The organism is Eubacterium sp. AM46-8 (assembly GCF_003466705.1).
GTDB lineage: Bacteria > Bacillota > Clostridia > Lachnospirales > Lachnospiraceae > Lachnospira.
Genome location: NZ_QSEU01000011.1, coordinates 50868 through 71746, shown reverse-complemented (window position 1 = coordinate 71746; position 20879 = coordinate 50868). Strand labels below are relative to the sequence as shown.

The following is a 20879-nucleotide window of genomic DNA, read 5'->3' as shown; positions in this document are numbered from 1 at the left end:
ATACTTATAGTAGCAATGGTTGTTCCTATGGTTGTCTATCTTATACCTTAAAATTAGATAAAGAGGTTATACGTATTATGAAGACAGGAAAAGTATCTGATACAATATTAGGGAGATCTGTATTCAAATTGCTTGGCAAAAGAGGAAATACAGTAAAGCCGGCATATGGACAGGATGCTGCACATATAATTAACGAGGGAAATGTACTGGCGGCTGTTGCGACCGGAGAATTGGCAGTATACAGAGCGGCTAACAATATCAGTGCGGCAGGCGGCGTTACAGATAGTATTATGAATACTATTGTTCTTGATGAGAAGTCAAGAGAGATACGTCTTAAGGAGATTATAAAAGAGATTGACAGACAAAGCTGTGTTATAGGCGCAGGTATCGCTGGAGGTCACACAACTGTAAGCAGGGATGTTAATCACCCGGTTGTATCTGTAACTGCAATAGGTCATGAAGTATATAAGCAGAGAAAAGCTGTTGCAGGTCAGGATATAGTTCTTACCAAGTATATAGGAATGAGTGGCATAAGAGACGTTATATCCGCAAGAAGAGAAGATATACTTAAAGTGTATACACAGGATATCATTGATAAGGCACTTACAGATGATAAAGAGCTGCTTGTAGCTAAAGAAGCAGCTGTATTCGTTAATGAAGGCGTAGAAGGCGCTATGCATGACGTTTCAGAAGGCGGTATATTTGCTGCATTATGGGATATGGCAGAGTATTCAGGCGTTGGACTGGAAGTTGACTTAAGAAATATTCCAGTTAAACAGGAGATTATCGAAATATGTGAATTATTTAATATTAACCCATATATATTGGATTCTATGGGATGTTTGTTAATGACATGTGAAAATGGATGTGATATAGTTAATACAATGCAGCAGAATGGAATCGAAGCTGCCGTTATTGGTAAAGTTACAGATAGCAATAACAGAATTATTCACAATACTGAGGAAGACAGATTCTTAGGTCTTCCTGAACAGGATGAGATATACAGATTCATATAATTAGTGGGAGGATTGCGTTATGAGAGAGAAGATTCTTGATATTCTTGAAAAGAATGGAAGGATAGACCTTAAGGAGATGGCTATTATGCTTGGATATTCTGAAGCAGAGGTTGCCAATGAGATAGCGGATATGGAAAAAGAACATATTATCTGCGGATATAATGCGGTCATTAATTGGGATAAGACAAGTGAGGAGAAAGTTACAGCTCTTATAGAGGTAAAAGTTACACCTCAGAGAGGGTTGGGCTTTGATAGTATAGCAGAACGCCTTTACAAGTATGATGAGGTAACATCTGTTTATCTTATGTCAGGTGGTTTTGATTTTACAGTTATTATAGAAGGCAAGACAATGAAGTCAGTGGCACAGTTCGTCGCGGCGAAACTCGCACCATTAGATTCAGTCCTTAGTACATCAACACATTTTGTACTTAAGAAGTATAAGGACTATGGAACAATAATTGAGGACGAGTCTAAAGACGAAAGGATGCTGATTACACCATGAGAAACCCATTATCACTGAAAATAACAGGCATAGAACCATCAGGAATAAGAAAGTTCTTTGATATTGTAAGTGAGATGCCTGATGCAATTTCGTTAGGAGTAGGCGAACCAGATTTTGATACTCCATGGAATGTAAGAGAAGAAGGAATATATGCCCTTGAGAAGGGAAGAACATTTTACACATCTAATGCAGGTCTTAAGGAATTAAGAGAAGAGATATGTAATTACCTTGCAAGGAAGATGAACCTTCATTATGACCCTATGAAGGAAGTACTTATAACAGTAGGTGGAAGTGAGGCAATTGATGTTGCATTAAGATGCATGTGTGACCCAGGGGATGAAGTGCTTATACCACAGCCAAGCTATGTATCTTATCTTCCATGTGCAATTATGGCTGATGCGAAGCCAGTGATTATAGAGTTAAAGGAAGAGAATGAGTTTAAGCTTACTAAGGAAGAGCTGCTTGCCAGTATAACAGATAAGACTAAGGTACTTGTTATGCCATTTCCTAATAATCCTACAGGTGCTGTTATGACAAGGGAGGAGCTTGAAGAGCTTGTACCTGTTATAATTGAGAAGGATATATTTGTTATATCGGATGAGATATATTCAGCACTTACATATAATGGAGAGCATTGCTCAATAGGAAGTCTGCCGGGAATGAAGGAGAGGACTATTGTTATCAATGGATTCTCCAAAGCATTTGCAATGACAGGCTGGAGACTTGGATATGCATGTGGTCCTAAAGAGATTATAAGTCAGATGACTAAGCTTCACCAGTTTGCAATTATGTGTGCACCTACTAATAGCCAGTTTGCTGCAATAGAGGCACTTAAGAATTGTGATATGGAAGTTAACAAGATGGTTGCTGCTTATGACCAGAGAAGAAGATATCTTATGCATGCATTTAAAGAGATGGGACTTGACTGTTTTGAACCATTTGGAGCATTTTATGTATTTCCATCAATTAAGAAGTTCGGATTATCTTCGGAAGAATTTGCTAACAGACTGTTAAGAGAGCAGAAGCTTGCTGTAGTTCCTGGAACTGCATTTGGTGACTGCGGCGAAGGATTTTTAAGAATATCTTATGCATATTCTATAGATAATCTTAAGCTGGGACTCGAAAGAATAGAAAGGTTTATCAGTACACTGAAATAGGAATCAGATATGTTGAATATAGTTTTACATGAGCCGGAGATGCCGGCTAATACAGGTAATATAGGAAGAACATGTGTGGCAACAGGCGTAAGGCTGCATCTTATAGGACCATTAGGATTTCAGATTAATGATAAGATGTTAAAAAGAGCCGGACTTGATTACTGGGATAAGCTTGATGTTACTGAGTATGATGATTATAAGGATTTTCTTGCTAAGAATCCGGGTGCTAAGGTGTATATGGCTACAACCAAGGCACATAAGACATATACAGAAGTTAATTATGAAGAAGACTGTTATATAATGTTTGGAAAGGAAAGTGCGGGGATACCGGAGGAGATACTTGTTGATAATGAGGATACATGTATCAGAATCCCTATGATAGGAGATATAAGATCACTTAATCTTTCTAATTCAGTGGCAATTGTTCTTTACGAAGCACTCCGACAGCATAATTTCTCACATATGAATTGTGAGGGACATCTTCACAGACTTAACTGGAAAGAATAATAAAACACACGGACATACAAGCTACGCATGTCCGTGTGTTTTTATTTTGCAAGTTCAAGTGTGAATATGAATTCTGTTCCGACACCTACAGTACTTACAACATCAATGTTTTCACCGTGTGCCTGAATAACTTCCTTAGTTATTGAAAGACCAAGACCGGAGCCTTTCTTGTCACGGCCTCGTGAAGAGTCTGATTTATAGAATCTGTCCCAGATTTTATCAATATCTTCTTTGGCAATTCCGCAGCCTGTATCCTTAATGGATATCTGCGCTTTCTCGCCCTTTTCTTTCACGGTAATATAAATATATGAACTGTCCTTGCTGAACTTAATTGCATTGTCAATAAGATTGTAGATTACCTGTTGTATTCTGCCTTTATCAGCCTTGACATTTTGTATGCTGTTGGCATAGGTTATATTGAATTTAATGCCTTTTTTCTTGCATGTTCCTTCAAATGTTTCAACAGTATGACGGATTATAGAATTAAGGTCAAATACACTTATATCAAGGCGGACAGATTTAGGATCCAGTTCGTTAAGTGTAAGTATGTTACTGGTCAGCTTAGTAAGACGTTCTGTCTCAAAAAGCATGATACCGATATATTTATCAAGCATTTCAGGAGGAATAGTTCCGTCCTGTATTGCCTCTAAGTATCCTTTGATTGATGTAAGAGGTGACCTGAAATCATGAGAAATGTTTGATAAGAATTTTTGCTGAAACTTATCAGATTCATTAAGCTGGGAAGCCATATAGTCAAGTGACATTCCAAGTCGTCCTATTTCGTCATTAAGCATTGGCTTGATATGATAAGAAAGATTACCTTTACCATATTCAGCTGTAGCCTTTGTGATTTCCGTGATTGGCTTATGAACCTGAATGAAATACAATCCGAGGAAAGAAGCCGAAAGGAAAAGGGTGATAATAAGTGTAAGGTAGTTAGTGTTAAATGTATCATAAACCCTGTCTGTGATTACAGAATCGGGTATATTAATTACAACATAGCCCTTTATTTCAAAGGAGTTAGATATCGGAGCAAAAACACTCAGTGTCGGTTCATTTAACAAATCATAAAAAGTCCAGAGTATATCATGTTTTCCGTGAAGGTCTCCATAGTCAAAATCCTCAATAGAATACAATATCTTTTCATCATTATTGCTTTTATCTTTAGTGCTGTCGTTAGTATCTAGAATGACATCACCTGATGGAGTTATAAAAATAATACGCGTGTCATTAAGTACAGATATGGAATGAAGTTCAAGTTCTATGGAGCGGAGCCTTGCTTCACTGAAATAATCAAGAGCATATTCATTGGCTATTTCGTTGGCCTGAAGATATAATCTGTCAGAATAATAGCTGTATATGCGTTTGTAATCAATTTTATAACATACAGTAGACACAATAATAAATCCTATAATGGATATAACTATATATAAAAAAATGTGTTTTCCCAGTGTACTTAAGCCCTTCAATATTAAGCCTCCCTTGTTCTGCCCTTTTTATTTAGTTACGAACTTGTAACCGATTCCCCATACTGTTTCAATATTCCAGTGGGCATGATCTTTGATTTTCTCACGGATTCTCTTAATGTGTACATCAACGGTTCTTGTGTCTCCGATATATTCATATCCCCATATATTGTCAAGAAGCTGTTCTCTTGTAAACACCTGGTTAGGAGCAGAAGCTAAGAAATATAAGAGTTCAAGCTCTTTAGGCGGCATCTCGACATTTTTGCCCATATAATTAACCGAATAATTATCGAGGTTGATAGAGAGGTCGGGGTAATTGACACATTTGGCATTAGAAGAATCAACACCAATACTCTGAGGCATATGGTATCGTCTAAGCACAGCCTTTACACGGGCAACCATCTCTTTAGTTTCAAAAGGTTTAATAATATAGTCGTCTGCACCAAGCTCAAGTCCTAACACCTTGTCAAATGTTTCACCCTTGGCGGAGAGCATAATTATAGGAACATTGTTATTCTTTCTTATCTCACGGCACACCTGATAGCCGTCAATACCGGGAAGCATGAGGTCTAAAAGAATGAGATTAGGCTTGAATACAGAAAGCTCAGACAGAGCACTTTCTCCATCATACACAATCTTTGTTTCGTAACATTCTTTTGTAAGATACAAAGATATAAGTTCTGCAATATTTTCATCATCATCTACAATAAGTATTCGCTGTTTAGATGCCATAATAATATCCCCCAATAATAATTATTTGAAATCAACAATAGTTACACCAGCATCACCCTCGCCGATTTCGCCGAGGCGGAAGCTCTTTATATATGGAACACCGCGAAGATAAGCGGTTACGCCGTTTCTTAATGCACCAGTTCCTTTACCGTGAACGATACGGACCTGTGGAATTTTGGCAATGTAAGCGTCATCAAGATATTTATCAAGGCGGGCAACAGCCTCGTCCACTGTACAGCCGAGAAGATTAATCTCAGTTGATATTCCGGCTGACTTGCTCATCTTAATCTTACCGGAACCGCCGGCAACCTTAGATGGAGCTTCCTTTGGCTCTTTATATCCTGAAAGAATCTCAAGATTCTTAATGTCTATCTTAGTGCTTAAAGCACCTACCTGAACAGTAACCTGCTTCTTGGCAGGGTGAATTGCAGAAACAGTACCGATAACATTCATAGTAAGAACTCTTACATGCATGCCTGTCTTGAATTCAGATATATCATGTGCCTTGTGTGCTTTAACCTTGGCAGGCTCTACCTTTAACTTGGCCTGATTCTTATTCATCTTCTCACGGACAGCAGTACGGTGCTTTTCAAGCTCAGCAACTGTCATTCCGTGCTTGTTCATGGCTTTGATAGTCTCGTCTGCGAAATCCTTGGCATCTTTTAAGATGGCAGCAGCCTGTTCATTGGCTTTGCGGATAATGTTGTCAGTTCTTTCATCAAGCCTTTCATTCTTAGCCTGAAGCTTTTCTTTAAGAGAAGCAATCTCAGCCTTATAGCTTTCGACCTCAGCTTGTTCCTTCTCAAGAGAGATTCTCGCATGTTCAAGGTCAGATACGATATCTTCAAAATGTACATCTTCCGCGTTAAGTCTTTCGGATGCGTCAGACAGAATATAGTCAGGAAGTCCGAGCTTTTTAGAGATTGCAAATGCGTTACTCTTTCCCGGAATGCCTATAAGCAGTCTGTAAGTAGGACGGAGTGATTCAACATCGAACTCACAGCTTGCATTTTCAACACCTTCAGTAGAAAGTGCATAAAGCTTGATTTCACTGTAATGAGTTGTTGCCATGGTTGTAACACCGCGCATCTTAAGGTCATTAAGAATTGCGATAGCAAGGGCAGCACCTTCTGTAGGGTCAGTTCCGGCACCAATCTCATCAAAAAGTACAAGACAGTTCTCATCAGCTTCTTTAAGAATCTTAACAGTGTTGGTCATGTGTGATGAAAATGTACTTAAACTCTGTTCAATACTCTGCTCATCACCGATATCAGCGTATATATTCTTGAATACGGCAATGTCTGAATGGTCAAGAGCCGGAATGAATAAACCTGATTGTGCCATAAGTGTGAGGAGTCCTACAGTCTTTAATGAAACAGTCTTACCACCTGTGTTAGGACCAGTGATGATTAGAAGCTTAAAATCTGTTCCAAGATAGATGTCAATAGGGACAACAGTATGTGGCTCGATAAGCGGGTGACGTCCTTTTTTGATATTGATAATTCCTGATGTATTCATGACCGGACGGCTTGCATGCATATGTCTGGCAAGCTGCGCCTTTGCAAATATACAGTCAAGTTCGACAAGTATTTCATAATTACACAGAAGCTCCTCTGTGTGTTCACCGGCTTTTGCACTTAAGTCAGCAAGAATAACTTCAATCTCTGCTGCTTCCTTAAGCTCTAACTCACGGATATCATTATTGAGCTTTACAACTGCTGCAGGCTCAATAAAGAGAGTAGAACCAGTAGATGACTGGTCATGTATCATACCGGGAAATGCTGACTTGTATTCAGCTTTAACTGGCAGACAGTAACGCCCCTGTCTTGTGGTAATAACATAATCCTGAAGATAAGTCCTGTAAGTAGGAGAATTAAGCAATTTGTTAAGTTCAGAATGTATTCTGTCATTGGCTATTGATTTGCTTCTTCTGATGCTTCTTAAGTTGGCACTTGCGTCATCACTTATCTCATCTTCAGAGATAATACATTTCTTAATCTGGGAATTAAGAGCATCAACAGTTGCAAGGTTTTCAAGCATTCCTGATATAGAATCCTCACGATGCTCATAGTAATCCTTAACATGCTTTGCACATGAAAGGATGGCACTTATGTTAAGAAGCTCTGATATATTAAGGGAGCTTCCAACCTTAAGTCTCGCAACAGAAGCACGTATATCCTTAGTCTGGCTGAAATCAACAGTACCCTTCTGAAAAATTCTAGAGAGTGCATCATTAGTCTCATCGAGACGTAAGTTGATGTCTGTTATATCAGTCATAGGCTTTAAGTTACGAAGTATTTTCTTAGCTCCGTCACAGCATGCATATGAAACAAGCTGGTCGGTAATTTTATAAAATTCCAAAGTGGATAAAGATTTCTTATTCACGAAAGACCTCCAAAAACTAAAAACAATCTTTTCATACTTTATAAGTTTACAGCATTTAAGGTAAAAAAACTATATTTTGCTTATAAATATTTACATGTAAGTCATAAATTGTTCATAATCGTAATATAAACTATGATATAATTGTATTCATAAGAGACGATAATTACATAAGGAGTCCGAAATGGGAACTAATGAAGATGATAAGGAAAAGTATGACCTGTATACAGAACAGGTAGTTCTTCATCCGGCTAAGAAGTACAAGTGGCTTATAAGAATAGGCAAGCTGCTGCTTTTTGCTGTTTCTGTCGTAATAGCGGCAACTTTGTTTATGGTATTTTTATATCCTGTATTACAGAAAAGGATTGAAGAAAAGAATAAGGACAAGAATGTCATATATATCCAGAAGGATAATTACGTACTTGCAGAGAACCAGACGGCAGAATATTCAGATATATTGACAGAGAAGGACCTGAAAGATAATTATGAGGCTGCTATGGCAGCTCTTCGCGCAAAAGTTGAGGATGTTAATAAATGTGTGGTTTCTGTTGACATTGAACAGCCATTTTCTGATGTTCCGACAATTGAAAGCAGTCAGACAGAGGTGGCAGGACTTGTGGTTGCCAATGTTAATTCAACATATCTTGTGCTTACAAGTTCAAGCCTTTTAGAACCTGGAATGAATTATATAGTAAGGCTTTCTGATGAAGTCCAGACAGAAGCTGCATTTGTATGCAGAAATACAGCTTCAGGAATAGGAATTGTGAGTATTAATGCATCTAAGCTTACAGCACAACAACGTAACAGTATCGCAGTTGCGCAGCTGGATAATTCTTATATGGTAAAGCAGGGGGATCTTGTTATTGCATCAGGAAAGCTTTATGAGACTTCGAAAGGTGTGTCATACGGAACAATTGCAGGTTCTAAGGTTGAGTATAGTAAAGACAGCGGTTATGAGGTTTTTGAGACAAGTGTAAGCATTACGGCGGGCGGTTTTGCCATATTGTTTAATTCTGAAGGAAATGTAGTTGGTGTATCTAAGGCTTCAACAGATACAAGTTCGAAATTCATTGGAATATCTGACCTTAAGGCACAGATTGAGACTATGATTAATGAGCATGGAATCATGTACTGTGGTATTACAGGACAGAATGTAACAGATGAGCTTGCAGCCAAATACGGGCTTCCGAGTGGTGTATACATATCTAATGTGGATATTGATTCACCGGCTTATTATGCAGGATTGCAGGCAGGAGATGTAATTAGTGCAATTAATGGACAAAGTATTTTGACAATTCAGCAGTTTAGTGAGAAACTATATCAGTGCGCTGATGGAGAAGCTATGTATGTGACAGCTATGAGGCAGGGAAAAGATGGTTATTCAGATGTAGCATTTTCAGTAAGTGTACAGCTAAAACAACTTAATTAACGGAGGCAGAAGGATTTATGCGTTATATAGAGACTCTTAAAGATGGTGAGAGAATTTCAGAGGTATATCTGTGCAAATCAAAATCAATAGCACTTACTAAGACAGGCAAGGAATATGCCAATGTAATGCTTGCTGATAAGACAGGACAGATTGACTCTAAGATATGGGACCTTAATTCAGGCGGAATTGCTGAATTTGATGTTAATGATTATGTTGCGGTAACAGGACAGGTAACAAGCTATAACGGAGCATTACAGTTTAAGATAGAGAGAGCAAGAATTGCATCAGAGAATGAATATGTTGCAGCAGATTATGTACCATCTTCAAGATATAATATTGATAATATGTTTGCAGAACTGATGAAGTATGTAGACAGTGTTAAAAGTACATATATGAAGCAGCTGTTATATTCTTTCTTTAAAGATGAAACATTTGCAAAGAAGTTCAAATGTGTATCAGCAGCCAAGACAGTACATCACGGTTTCGCTGGCGGATTGTTAGAGCACAGCTTAAGTGTTACAAGATTATGTGACAAGATGAGCAGCAACTATGATTTTCTTAACAGGGATCTGCTTATAACATGTGCAATGCTGCATGATGTCGGCAAGGTTAAGGAATTATCTGAATTTCCTAAGAATGATTACACTGACGAGGGTAATTTCTTAGGACATATCGTTATTGGATATGAGATGGTTATGGAGAAGGTTAAGCAGATAGACGGATTCCCTGATATGCTTGCAATGCAGATTGGACACTGCATACTTTCACATCACGGAGAGCTTGAGTACGGCTCACCTAAGAAGCCATCAATAGCAGAGGCTGTTGCATTATCTATGGCTGATAATATGGATGCAAAGCTTGAGACATTAAGGGAAGCACTTGAAGCCAAGGATACCAACGACTGGCTTGGTTATAACAGATGGCTTGATTCTAATATAAGAAGGACAACTAATGAGTTTTAAGAAAGATGATAAAGTAACATTTGTAATAGAAGATATAGGAACCGGAGGAGAGGGTATCGGCAAGGTTGACGGATATACCCTCTTTGTTAAGGATGCGATAATCGGCGACAAGATTGAGGCAAAAATTATTAAAGCCAAGAAGAATTACGGCTATGCAAGGCTTGAAAAGATTATTGAGGCTTCACCTGACAGAGTGACTCCTGTCTGTCCTGTCGCAAGACAGTGCGGAGGCTGCCAGATTCAGCAGATGAGTTATCAGGCACAGCTTAAGTTTAAGGAGAAGCTGGTTGACGATAATCTCAAGCGAATTGGTAAGATAGAAGGGTATGAGTATTTCCGGCAATCGGGCTGGGAGAGCCTTACAGATACAGAAATAAAGCGCAGTATCCGGTTGGAACAGCCAAAGATGGAAGTATTGTGATGGGCTTCTATGCAGGAAGAACACACTCTATTATCTCATGTACAGACTGTAAGATTGGTGCTGTCGAGAACCAGTATATTCTTGCCGTAATAAAGAGCTGGATGGAGCTTAACGGTGTTGCACCATATGATGAGCAGACCGGAAAAGGACTTGTGCGCCATGTTCTTATAAGAACAGGATTCCACACCGACGAGATAATGGTCTGTCTTGTTATTAACGGCACTAAGATGTCTGATAAGTTAAAGGAATCGCTTGTAGGGCGTCTTACAGAAGTGTCGCTTGATTCAGATATAAGTACTGACAAATGCATCAAATCAATTATGCTTAATTTCAACACGGAGAACACTAATGTCATTCTTGGCAGACAGTGCGAGACTCTGTGGGGAAAAAGCTATATTGAAGATTATATCGGCGACATTAAATATCAGATATCACCGCTTTCGTTCTTTCAGGTTAATCCAAGACAGACTGAGAAGCTGTATGGAAAAGCCCTTGAATACGCAGGCCTTACAGGTAATGAGACTGTATGGGATTTATATTGCGGAATAGGAACAATATCTCTGTTTCTTGCCAAGAATGCAAGAAAGGTATATGGCGTTGAGATTGTTCCTCAGGCTATAGAGGATGCCAAGAATAATGCGGCAATTAACGGCATTGATAATGCTGAATTCTTTGTCGGAAAGGCTGAGGAGGTCGTACCACATTTTTATGAAGAAATGGCACGGCTGGCAGCAGATACATCTGCAAGCGAGGCTCAGCGTGAGGAAGCAAGAAAGAGCATTACTCCGGATGTCGTAGTCGTTGACCCGCCAAGAAAGGGCTGCGATGAGTCGCTTCTTGACACGATTGTCAAGATGTCGCCTGAGCGTATCGTGTATGTAAGCTGCGATTCGGCAACACTCGCTCGCGACTTAGGACTGCTTGCGGCTAAGGGTTACAAGACTGTTAAGGTACAGCCTGTGGACCAGTTTTCGCATACGGTGCATGTGGAGAGTGTGGCACTGATTTTGAAAGAACAGCCGGCAATTGATTAATGTTGCAGCATGAAGGTATCATTGCACAGAATAGATGCTCAAAATTAAAAAAGAAGTATGTGATTGAAATAAAGCATACGACAAAATAACGCATTGCGTAACATACAAGACAATGTTACAATAATAAAAATGCATTAAGAGGGCATATATTATGACTATAGCAGAGACAATAAAACAGCTTAGAGAAAGTGTTGGAATGACAAGAAAAGAATTTTCACAGCACACAGGTATTCCTGTGCGTACATTAGAGGACTGGGAGGCATCAAGAAGAACTCCACCAGAATACATTCCACGGCTGATTGAATACCAGTTAAAGTATGAGGAACTGCTCAGAGAGAAAGAAAATGACAATTTATAATTGAGTTTTAATTTATAAAAAGTGTTCTGATTCGGGCACTTTTTATAAAATTTTAAGTAGCCAGTACAATTATTAGATGTTAATATATTACTATGTAACCCGAAACTGATATTTAAGAGCAAAGGGAGATTTTATTGAAGGCTGGATTATTAAGGACACAATTTAGTTACCAGAATACAGTGGTAAGAGAGAAGATGAAGGAAAAGACAAAGGAGTCTGTTAGTGCGGTAGTACCGATAATGCTTATAGTGTTGCTTCTTGGCTTCACAATAGCACCTCTTTCACCTAGTATACTGGTTGAATTCATTGTTGGAGCCGTGCTGGTTATTATTGGCATGGTGTTTTTTTCTTTAGGGGCAGAATTGTCCATGACGCCAATGGGTGAAAGAGTTGGCGGAAGTATGTTAAGGACTAAGAAATTATGGATGATTGTAGCAATTGGATTTATTCTTGGAGTTATAATTACGATTTCTGAGCCGGATTTGCAGGTGCTTGCAGGACAGGTGGCAGCAGTTCCTAATATGGTGCTTATATTATCTGTAGCAGTTGGAGTAGGTGTATTTCTTGTTGCTGCACTTTTAAGAATACTTTTTGGAATACCGTTAGCACCGCTTCTGCTAGTGTTTTATGCAATTGTTTTTGCACTTGCGATGTTTGTTCCTAAAGGCTTTCTTGCAGTTGCATTTGATTCAGGGGGAGTAACAACCGGTCCGATGACTGTACCATTTATAATGGCTCTTGGTGTGGGTATTTCTTCTATCCGAAACGACAAACATGCCGGCAATGATAGTTTTGGTCTTGTATCATTATGTTCAATCGGTCCAATACTTGCAGTTCTTATTCTTGGAATGGTTTATAGTACAGAGGGTAATTATACAACAACAGCAATTACTGAAGTGAGCGATTCTGTTGAACTTGGAAAGCTGTTCTGGTATGAGATACCAAAATATCTGAAAGAAATAGCAGTGTCACTTCTTCCGATAGTTGTATTTTTCGGAGTGTTTCAGATATTTGCTCCAAAGATGAATAAGAAGTCACTTATGAAGATATGTGTTGGACTTGTGTATACATATATTGGACTTGTACTTTTTCTTACAGGTGCTAATGTTGGATTTATTCCAGCTGGTAATTATCTTGGTTCAGTGCTTGCTTCATTATCATTTAGATGGATTATCGTACCTACTGGCATGATAATAGGATATTTCATTGTTAAGGCAGAGCCTGCTGTATATGTGCTTATGCATCAGGTAGAAGAACTGACATCAGGAAGCATATCAGGCAAATCAATGCAGATAAGTCTTTCTGTAGGTGTTGCAGTATCTGTTGGCCTTTCAATGATAAGAGTGCTGACAGGCATCTCAATATTATATTTTCTTATCCCTGGTTATGGAATAGCACTGATACTTACGCTTTTTGTTCCAAAGATATTCACGGCTATAGCATTTGACTCCGGAGGAGTCGCGTCAGGTCCGATGACAGCCACATTTTTACTGCCACTGGCACAGGGAGCATGTCTTTCAGTGGGTGGTAATATTGTAACTGATGCGTTTGGTGTTGTTGCCATGGTTGCCATGACACCTCTTATAACTTTGCAGATACTTGGTGTTATATACAGAATCAAGGACAGCAGGAAAGAGAATGTGCCACAGACTGTTACACCTGTTGTGGATATGTTTGCAGAGCTTTCAGATGATGCGATTATTGAATTGTAGAGGTGACGGATATGAGTGAAGTATATGTAATGGTAACAATATGCAGCAGGAAGAATATGCCGCGTTTTGTTGATTGCTATAAGGATTATAATGTTGAAGCAGCTGATATATCATTAGGACGTGGAACAGCATCAAGTGATGTGCTTGATTTACTGGGGCTTGAGGATGACGAGAAGGGTATTCATATGTCACTTGTTACAGAGGAGACATGGAAGAATGTTAAGAAGGGGCTTCAGAGTAAGTTAAGAATAGATGTGCCTGGAACCGGAATCGCATTTATAGTGCCGCTAAGCAGTATTGGCGGCAAGAGAGAGCTGGGATTCTTAATTGACGGGCAGGAATATAAGAAAGGAGATGAGAGCACATTGAAGGATACTAAACATGAACTTATTGTTGCAATAGCTAATTATGGATATAATACACAGGTGATGAGAGCAGCGGAAGAAGGCGGTGCAACAGGTGGAACGGTGCTTCATGGAAAAGGTGTTGGAATGAAGCGGGCAGAGCAGTTCCTAGGAGTTTCGCTTGTTTCAGAGAAGGAAGTAATTCTTATTGTTGCAAAGTCATCACAGAAAAATGCTATTATGCGTGCTATAATGGACAAAGCCGGCGTAGACAGCAAGGCAGGAACTATTGTGTTCTCACTTCCTGTTACAAGTACGGCAGGACTGCGTATTCTTGAGGATTCGCAGGATGAAGAGGTTGATGATGAAAACAATAATTGATTACCAGAATGATGAAAGAGAAAAGGTTCTGCTTGATGTAAGAGACAAGCAGGAATTCGAGAAGGAAACATATCCTGGAGCAAGAAATTGGTACTGGGAGGAACTGATTAAGGTGCTTGAAGAAACACCTGAGGAATTCACACAGCAGTTTGATAAGAGTGTTCCTATATATCTTCTGTGCTATACGGGTCTGCACAGTGATGATCTGGCAGATATTCTTGAAGAAATGGGTTATGAGGTCTATAGTCTGTATGGCGGCTGGGGCGCTTATATGAAGTGGAAGTTCGAGAATTATGTCAAGGAAGCACAGGCAGAGAATGAGCTTTCAGGTGAAGAAAGAGTTAAGGAAATAGAGCGGAGCATAGTCAAGAAGTTCAGAAAGCCTATATGGAGAAAGTTCACACAGGCACTTAATGAATACGACCTTATACAGGACGGAGATAAGATTGCTGTCTGTATATCAGGCGGTAAGGACTCAATGCTTATGGCGAAGCTTTTTCAGGAACTTAAGAGGCATGGAAAGAATAATTTTGAACTTGTATTTCTGGTTATGAATCCGGGTTACAATGATATTAATTATCAGGTTATTCTTAATAATGCAAAGATTCTTGATATTCCTATAACTGTGTTCAAATCAGAGATATTTGATACGGTTGCAGATATAGAGGAGTCTCCATGTTATCTGTGTGCCCGCATGAGAAGAGGATATCTGTATAGTAAGGCTAAAGAGCTTGGATGTAACAAGATAGCGTTAGGTCATCATTATGATGATGTTATTGAGACAATTCTTATGGGAATGTTATACGGTGCGCAGATTCAGACTATGATGCCAAAGCTTCACAGCACTAATTTTGAGGGCATGGAGCTTATAAGACCGCTTTACCTTATAAGAGAAGCAGATATAATACATTGGAGAGATTATAATAATCTTGCATTTATACAGTGTGCATGCAGGCTTACAGAGAGCTGTGCTTCATGCGGTGGAACAGAAAAGGGTTCTAAGAGAGGCGAGATTAAGCAGCTTATTAAAGATTTGACTAAGGTAAGCCCTTACATTGAGAAGAATATTTTCAGAAGTGTTGAAAATGTTAATCTTGATACAGTTATTGCGTATAAGCAGTATGGCGTTAAGCATAATTTCCTTGAAAGATATGAGGAAATGGGAAGACTTAATGGCGCATCAGGCAGCCAGACAGCAGATAATAAGGAGATGGAATAGATATGTCATCACAATATAATTGCGATTACTGCAACAACCTTGTATATGACGAGGAGATTGAAGGATATGTATGTGATGTTGATATGGACGAGGACGATTACGCAAGACTTTTAAGTTCTTCATATAAGCAGTGTCCATATTATCAGAGCAATGATGAATATAAGATAGTACGTCATCAGATGTAATGTTTATATTAAGGGGGAATCTATGGACGATAAGAGGTATGCGGTTCTTATTGATTCGGACAATATTTCATCAAAATATATTTCTAATATATTAGATGAAATGACTAAGTATGGAGTTATAACGTACAAGCGAATATATGGGGACTGGACAAGTCCGCAGGCGGGCAAATGGAAGAAAGAATTGATGGAGAATTCAATTACACCAATACAGCAGTTTCGCAACACAGTAGGCAAGAATGCTACTGATTCAACACTTATAATTGACGCTATGGATATTCTGTATACGAAAAATGTGGATGGATTCTGTATTGTATCAAGTGATGGAGATTTTACAAGACTGGCAAGCAGGCTGCGTGAATCTGGCATGGAAGTTATTGGAATGGGTGAGAACAAAACACCAAGGTCATTCAGGGCAGCATGTTCAGTATTTACTGATCTGGAACTTTTACAGGATCAGGAGGATGAAGAAATTACAGCTGTTAATAATAAGCAGAGGCCTAACAGATCACACAATATTATACGAATTTCCAAAATCGAAAATGCTATTATTGAGATTATCCAGGAAAATGATAATAAGGGAAAGCAGACGGATTTAGGAGAGATAGGAAGCCGTTTGCAGAAAAAATATTCTGACTTTGATGTCCGTAATTATGGGTATAGCTCATTATCCACATTTATCAATGAGATGGATGGGTTCAAAACATATAAGGTTAATAATGCAGTACTGGTAAAGCTCAAAGAAGATGACAATATTAAAGAACAGGTTGTTAAATACGCAATAGATAATGTCAGAGCAAGCAAGGCAACAGGAGTTGAGCTTGCAATACTTGGACAGAGAATACATAGTCAATATCCGAAATTCAAGGCAAAGGAATATGGATATTCAACTCTGACAAAATTTGTATCAAGCATAAAAGAACTGCTAATAGAAACAACAGATAACAAAAGAATAGTATTTATAAGAAAGAAGGAGTCATAATGAACAAGATAGCAAGTTTTACGGTGAATCATCTTGATTTACTGACAGGTGTATATGTATCAAGAAAGGATTATATCGGAGATGTATGTCTTACTACATTTGATTTAAGATTTACAAGACCTAATGAAGAACCACCTATGGATACACCGGGAATTCATTCAATTGAACATCTTGTTGCTACATTTTTAAGGAATCATGCAGAATGGGCTGAGAAAACTATATATTTCGGACCTATGGGCTGCAGAACAGGTTTTTATGTTATATTTGCAGGAGATTTAAAGTCTGAGGATATTATCGGGGTATTAAGAGAAGCTGCAGATTATGTTCTTAATTATGACGATAATACACCAATTCCTGGATATTCACCAAGAGACTGTGGTAATTATCTGGATAACAATCTTAAGCTTGCGAAGATATATATGAAGAAGTTTAAGGAGGAGGTTCTGGATAATCCGGTTGAGGAGAGGTTGAGTTATCCACAGTAGCGTGTAGGTGGTGCCAGTCTGGGGATATCGGGCTGTGGCTTTCATGGATTACTGCGCTTAGCAGGAGTAAATGCCGCCATATACAGAGTTTTTACAGCGTGCAAAAGCAAACGCACTTCGTTTGAACGAGCTTTTGCACGCTGAACTTTTGTCTATGGCGGCATTAACTCCTGCACAGCTCGTAATAAATCAAGCCACTCCCTAAGCCACACAATCGTCCCGGCTGGCAATCTACACAGTGGACAACTGGCAGGGGTGAAAAATCTCCAGCATTAGATTTGGCTTCGCCGGTCTAATGCTGGAGATTTTTATGAGAGTGATTTATAACAATTAGTTATGTATTATACTTCGAACAATAATTCGCTGTAGCTTGGGAATGGCCAGAATTCCTTATCTACTATCATCTCGGCCTTATCTACTGGAGCCCTTAATTCGTCCATTGCAACCTTTACAGTATCTCTGAAGTATTCAGCCTGTGCTTTTCCTTCAAATGTAGCTGCTGTAGCAACTGTTTCTGCAAGCTTAGCTGAAGCTGCCTTCATTTCCTTTAAGTAACCAGATACTTCTGTAAGGATGTCTGCCTGGACTGAAGCGTCAGCGCCAGCTTCTTTAACTGAAAGTACTGAGTTAGCAAGCTCTGTTGTGTATGAGATAACGGCAGGAATGATTTCCTTGCCAGCCATATCTATCATTGTCTTAGCTTCGATGTTGATTGCCTTAGAGTAAGCTTCGTACTTAATCTCAGCTCTTGACTTTAATTCAGCTTCTGTGAATACACCAAATCCTTCAAACATCTTAACTGTTTCAGGCTTAACAAGTGAACCAACAGCCTCAACCATGGATTTGATATTTGGAAGTCCTCTTCTTTCAGCTTCCGCTACCCATTCATCTGAGTAACCATTACCATTGAATACAACTCTGTGATGGTCTGTGAAGAGTTTCTTAATCATATCATGGACAGCCATCTGCATATCCTCAGAACCCTCTAATTCATCAGCGATTTCCTTAAAGCTTTCTGCAACGATTGTATTAAGAACAACATTTGCAGGAGCGATAGAATCCGAAGAACCAACCATACGGAATTCAAACTTGTTACCTGTGAATGCGAATGGAGATGTTCTGTTTCTATCTGTAGCATCCTTGTTAAGGTCTGGAAGAGTAGAAGCACCAGTCTTTAACTTACCCTTCTGGATAGAGCTTGTAGCATCACCCTTATCAATTAACTGCATAACTACATCTTCAAGCTGCTCGCCAAGGAACATAGAGATGATAGCTGGAGGAGCTTCGTTAGCTCCAAGTCTGTGATCGTTACCAACATCAGATGCAGACTCACGAAGAAGGTCAGCATGCTTATCAACAGCCCTCATAATTGCACCAAGTACAAGAAGGAACTGGAAGTTTTCATGTGGTGTCTTACCTGGGTCAAGCATGTTAATGCCGTCATCAGTTGTGATAGACCAGTTGTTATGCTTACCAGAACCGTTAACACCTGCAAATGGCTTCTCATGGAGAAGGCATACAAGACCGTGTCTGTAAGCAACCTTCTTCATAACTTCCATCATAAGCTGGTTGTTATCTGTAGCAATATTGCACTGTGCATAGATAGGAGCTAGCTCATGCTGTGCAGGAGCAACTTCATTATGCTGTGTCTTAGCAGATACACCAAGTTTCCATAATTCTTCATTAATATCTTTCATGAAAGCGGCAATTCTTTCACGGATAGAACCAAAGTAGTGATCATCGAGTTCCTGACCCTTAGGAGGCATAGCTCCGAATAAAGTACGGCCAGAGAAGATAAGATCCTTTCTCTGTAAATATTTCTCTCTGTCTACAATGAAGTATTCCTGTTCAGCACCTACAGAAGGAGTAACTTTCTTAGATGTTGTATTACCCATAAGCCTTAAAATACGAAGAGCCTGCTCGTTGATGGCATCCATTGAACGAAGTAATGGAGTTTTCTGGTCAAGAGCTTCGCCTGTGTAAGAGCAGAATGCTGTAGGAATACAAAGAGTAGCACCCTGAGCACCTTCGCGTACAAATGCAGGAGATGTACAATCCCATGCTGTATATCCTCTGGCCTCGAATGTTGCACGAAGACCACCTGAAGGGAATGATGAAGCATCAGGTTCGCCCTTAATCAATTCTTTACCTGAGAATTCCATAAGCACCTTTCCGTCTGACTTAGGTGCTGATATAAATGAATCATGTTTCTCAGCAGTAGTTCCTGTTAAAGGCTGGAACCAATGTGTGTAATGAGTTGCACCTTTCTCGATAGCCCAGTCCTTCATAGCATTAGCGATAACATCAGCATCTGCTAAAGATAACTCCTGCACACCTTCCATTGTTAATTTAAGGTTTTTGTAAACGTTCTTTGGTAAACGCTCTTTCATAACTGTGTCATTAAACACATTCTCGCCGAAGATGTCAGCTACATTGAATCTTTCACTCATAACTTCCTCATCCTTCCTTTTCTTATCTTTTTATTAGTAAAACTAAAAAATGGCGTCCAAGTATATACTTATACAAATATATAAATGGAACGCCTTTGTTCTACCTTATTTAATTAGCGACAGCCTGCTGTCTTTAAATAAAATAACTCATATTATATAAATTTGCAAGTGCTTTTTTAAAATTATTTAAAAAATTAAGCCTGCATGAAATATGAGTGTTAAAATGCCTATTCTGAAGCGGATACAGATGCTTCAGAAGATGTCCCATTATCTAACTTAGATTCTCCAACATATGTACCGGATACAATAACACGCTGCTTAGAATCGTCTGTACAGGTTGAAAATGTGACAACCTGTGTTGCGTTGGAAACATCGACACCAGTGTCATATAGAGATTCGGCCTTAACGACTTTAGCGTATTCGCGAAGTCCTGTTAAATTACTGAAGTTAAAAGTAAATGTATTACTTACCGGGTCAGTAACATATACTGTGAAAATCTTGTATTTACGGATTACATCCTCTGTATAAATATAAAAAACATCATTACCTTCTGTCTGGTAGAAACCAGAATTTTTATATCTGGCAAGAGTGCCAAACATGGCTCCGGAGCCCATATTGTGTCCATAGATAAGAACATGGCTGGCATTAAGACCATCCTTGATTCTGTAATCAACGAACAGGCATCCGTTGCGATTGTATGTCTTATCAAATGTATGAGTAAGATAAAAGTCATTATCGGTTGTCTGGGCAACAGGAAGCCTTATATCAACCGATGGAACATAAAGAAAACCAAGACCATCCGAATTAATGTCAAGCAACGCCTGATGATTGTACACAAATGGAATTGTTACCTCAGGTGCTTCATCATCATCAATTGTAATATTAACCGGCGTATCGTCAAGGACATCGCCTTCAATATTATTATAAATGTCGTTGCCCTTCTTATATTCAAGAAGGATAGATACAAGCTTGACTGCTGCAAATACAAAAACGCAGGCACATATGATTAAAATAATACGGCTGATGATGTTAGACTGCTTTTTCTTTTTTTCTTTAGCATCAAAAGCGGCATCCGCTTCGTCTGGTTCTGTTTCAGGTGAAGCAGATGTTATAAAATCATCATCTTCATCTGTCTTTAAGTTACCCATAATAATCTCC

Annotated in this window: 20 protein-coding genes; 15 read left to right on the top strand and 5 right to left on the bottom strand. The window is 39.0% G+C overall.

Going from position 1 to position 20879, the window contains the following annotated elements; translation table 11 throughout:
- The first annotated feature begins 77 nt into the window (after positions 1 to 77).
- The 4 genes from DW963_RS08785 to trmL are packed head-to-tail and all read left to right on the top strand — an operon-like array spanning position 78 to position 3182.
- A complete protein-coding gene (locus DW963_RS08785; protein WP_158567412.1) occupies positions 78 to 1016 on the top strand; it encodes an AIR synthase-related protein in 939 nt (312 codons plus the stop codon).
- A gap of 19 nt (positions 1017 to 1035) precedes the next feature.
- Positions 1036 to 1518 (top strand): Lrp/AsnC family transcriptional regulator, encoded by a 483-nt coding sequence (locus DW963_RS08780; protein ID WP_117915140.1) that lies wholly within the window; start codon positions 1036 to 1038, stop codon positions 1516 to 1518.
- Positions 1515 to 2675, top strand: a complete 1161-nt coding sequence (locus DW963_RS08775) for a pyridoxal phosphate-dependent aminotransferase (RefSeq protein WP_117915138.1) — start codon at positions 1515 to 1517, stop codon at positions 2673 to 2675. The genes DW963_RS08780 and DW963_RS08775 overlap by 4 nt, the downstream gene beginning before the upstream one ends.
- 9 nt (positions 2676 to 2684) lie before the next feature.
- Positions 2685 to 3182 (top strand): tRNA (uridine(34)/cytosine(34)/5-carboxymethylaminomethyluridine(34)-2'-O)-methyltransferase TrmL, encoded by a 498-nt coding sequence (gene trmL / locus DW963_RS08770; RefSeq protein WP_117915136.1) that lies wholly within the window; start codon positions 2685 to 2687, stop codon positions 3180 to 3182.
- Positions 3183 to 3223: 41 nt separating this feature from the next.
- Here trmL and DW963_RS08765 read toward each other — a convergent pair whose 3' ends face one another.
- The 3 genes from DW963_RS08765 to DW963_RS08755 are packed head-to-tail and all read right to left on the bottom strand — an operon-like array spanning position 3224 to position 7765.
- Positions 3224 to 4651 carry a sensor histidine kinase gene (locus tag DW963_RS08765; RefSeq protein ID WP_117915134.1) on the bottom strand — a complete coding sequence of 476 codons (1428 nt, stop codon included), beginning with the start codon at positions 4649 to 4651 and terminating at the stop codon, positions 3224 to 3226.
- A 27-nt stretch (positions 4652 to 4678) separates the two neighbouring features.
- Positions 4679 to 5380: a response regulator gene (locus tag DW963_RS08760; RefSeq protein WP_022099057.1), complete on the bottom strand. Its 702-nt coding sequence runs from the start codon at positions 5378 to 5380 to the stop codon at positions 4679 to 4681.
- 21 nt (positions 5381 to 5401) lie between these two features.
- Positions 5402 to 7765, bottom strand: a complete 2364-nt coding sequence (locus DW963_RS08755; protein ID WP_117915132.1) for an endonuclease MutS2 — start codon at positions 7763 to 7765, stop codon at positions 5402 to 5404.
- Positions 7766 to 7946: 181 nt separating this feature from the next.
- Here DW963_RS08755 and DW963_RS08750 point away from each other — a divergent pair, with 181 nt between their 5' ends.
- The 11 genes from DW963_RS08750 (at position 7947) to DW963_RS08705 (ending at position 17271) form a co-directional block, all read left to right on the top strand.
- Positions 7947 to 9191: a S1C family serine protease gene (locus DW963_RS08750; RefSeq protein ID WP_117915130.1), complete on the top strand. Its 1245-nt coding sequence runs from the start codon at positions 7947 to 7949 to the stop codon at positions 9189 to 9191.
- A 17-nt stretch (positions 9192 to 9208) separates the two neighbouring features.
- Positions 9209 to 10153, top strand: coding sequence for a 3'-5' exoribonuclease YhaM family protein (locus tag DW963_RS08745; RefSeq protein WP_022099060.1), 945 nt, complete (start codon positions 9209 to 9211; stop codon positions 10151 to 10153).
- Entirely contained in the window at positions 10143 to 10574 is a 432-nt protein-coding gene (locus DW963_RS14000; RefSeq protein ID WP_353652796.1) for a TRAM domain-containing protein, read from the top strand. The genes DW963_RS08745 and DW963_RS14000 overlap by 11 nt, the downstream gene beginning before the upstream one ends.
- A complete protein-coding gene (gene rlmD, locus DW963_RS08740; RefSeq protein WP_353652797.1) occupies positions 10496 to 11608 on the top strand; it encodes a 23S rRNA (uracil(1939)-C(5))-methyltransferase RlmD in 1113 nt (370 codons plus the stop codon). The genes DW963_RS14000 and rlmD overlap by 79 nt, the downstream gene beginning before the upstream one ends.
- 151 nt (positions 11609 to 11759) lie before the next feature.
- A complete protein-coding gene (locus tag DW963_RS08735; protein ID WP_117915128.1) occupies positions 11760 to 11966 on the top strand; it encodes a helix-turn-helix domain-containing protein in 207 nt (68 codons plus the stop codon).
- A 194-nt stretch (positions 11967 to 12160) separates the two neighbouring features.
- Positions 12161 to 13678: a DUF1538 domain-containing protein gene (locus DW963_RS08730; protein WP_199669375.1), complete on the top strand. Its 1518-nt coding sequence runs from the start codon at positions 12161 to 12163 to the stop codon at positions 13676 to 13678.
- Positions 13679 to 13689: 11 nt separating this feature from the next.
- Entirely contained in the window at positions 13690 to 14403 is a 714-nt protein-coding gene (locus DW963_RS08725; protein ID WP_117915124.1) for a P-II family nitrogen regulator, read from the top strand.
- Positions 14384 to 15622 carry a PP-loop family protein gene (locus DW963_RS08720; protein WP_117915122.1) on the top strand — a complete coding sequence of 413 codons (1239 nt, stop codon included), beginning with the start codon at positions 14384 to 14386 and terminating at the stop codon, positions 15620 to 15622. Before DW963_RS08725 ends, DW963_RS08720 begins: the two co-directional genes overlap by 20 nt.
- A gap of 2 nt (positions 15623 to 15624) precedes the next feature.
- Entirely contained in the window at positions 15625 to 15807 is a 183-nt protein-coding gene (locus DW963_RS08715) for a DUF6472 family protein (protein ID WP_012740059.1), read from the top strand.
- Positions 15808 to 15829: 22 nt separating this feature from the next.
- Entirely contained in the window at positions 15830 to 16786 is a 957-nt protein-coding gene (locus tag DW963_RS08710) for an NYN domain-containing protein (RefSeq protein ID WP_055286568.1), read from the top strand.
- Positions 16786 to 17271 (top strand): S-ribosylhomocysteine lyase, encoded by a 486-nt coding sequence (locus tag DW963_RS08705; RefSeq protein WP_022099066.1) that lies wholly within the window; start codon positions 16786 to 16788, stop codon positions 17269 to 17271. The genes DW963_RS08710 and DW963_RS08705 overlap by 1 nt, the downstream gene beginning before the upstream one ends.
- A gap of 341 nt (positions 17272 to 17612) precedes the next feature.
- Here DW963_RS08705 and DW963_RS08700 read toward each other — a convergent pair whose 3' ends face one another.
- Positions 17613 to 19721: a glutamine synthetase III family protein gene (locus DW963_RS08700; RefSeq protein ID WP_117915120.1), complete on the bottom strand. Its 2109-nt coding sequence runs from the start codon at positions 19719 to 19721 to the stop codon at positions 17613 to 17615.
- A gap of 227 nt (positions 19722 to 19948) precedes the next feature.
- Positions 19949 to 20869, bottom strand: a complete 921-nt coding sequence (locus DW963_RS08695) for a class B sortase (protein WP_117915118.1) — start codon at positions 20867 to 20869, stop codon at positions 19949 to 19951.
- Between the last annotated feature and the right edge of the window lie 10 nt (positions 20870 to 20879).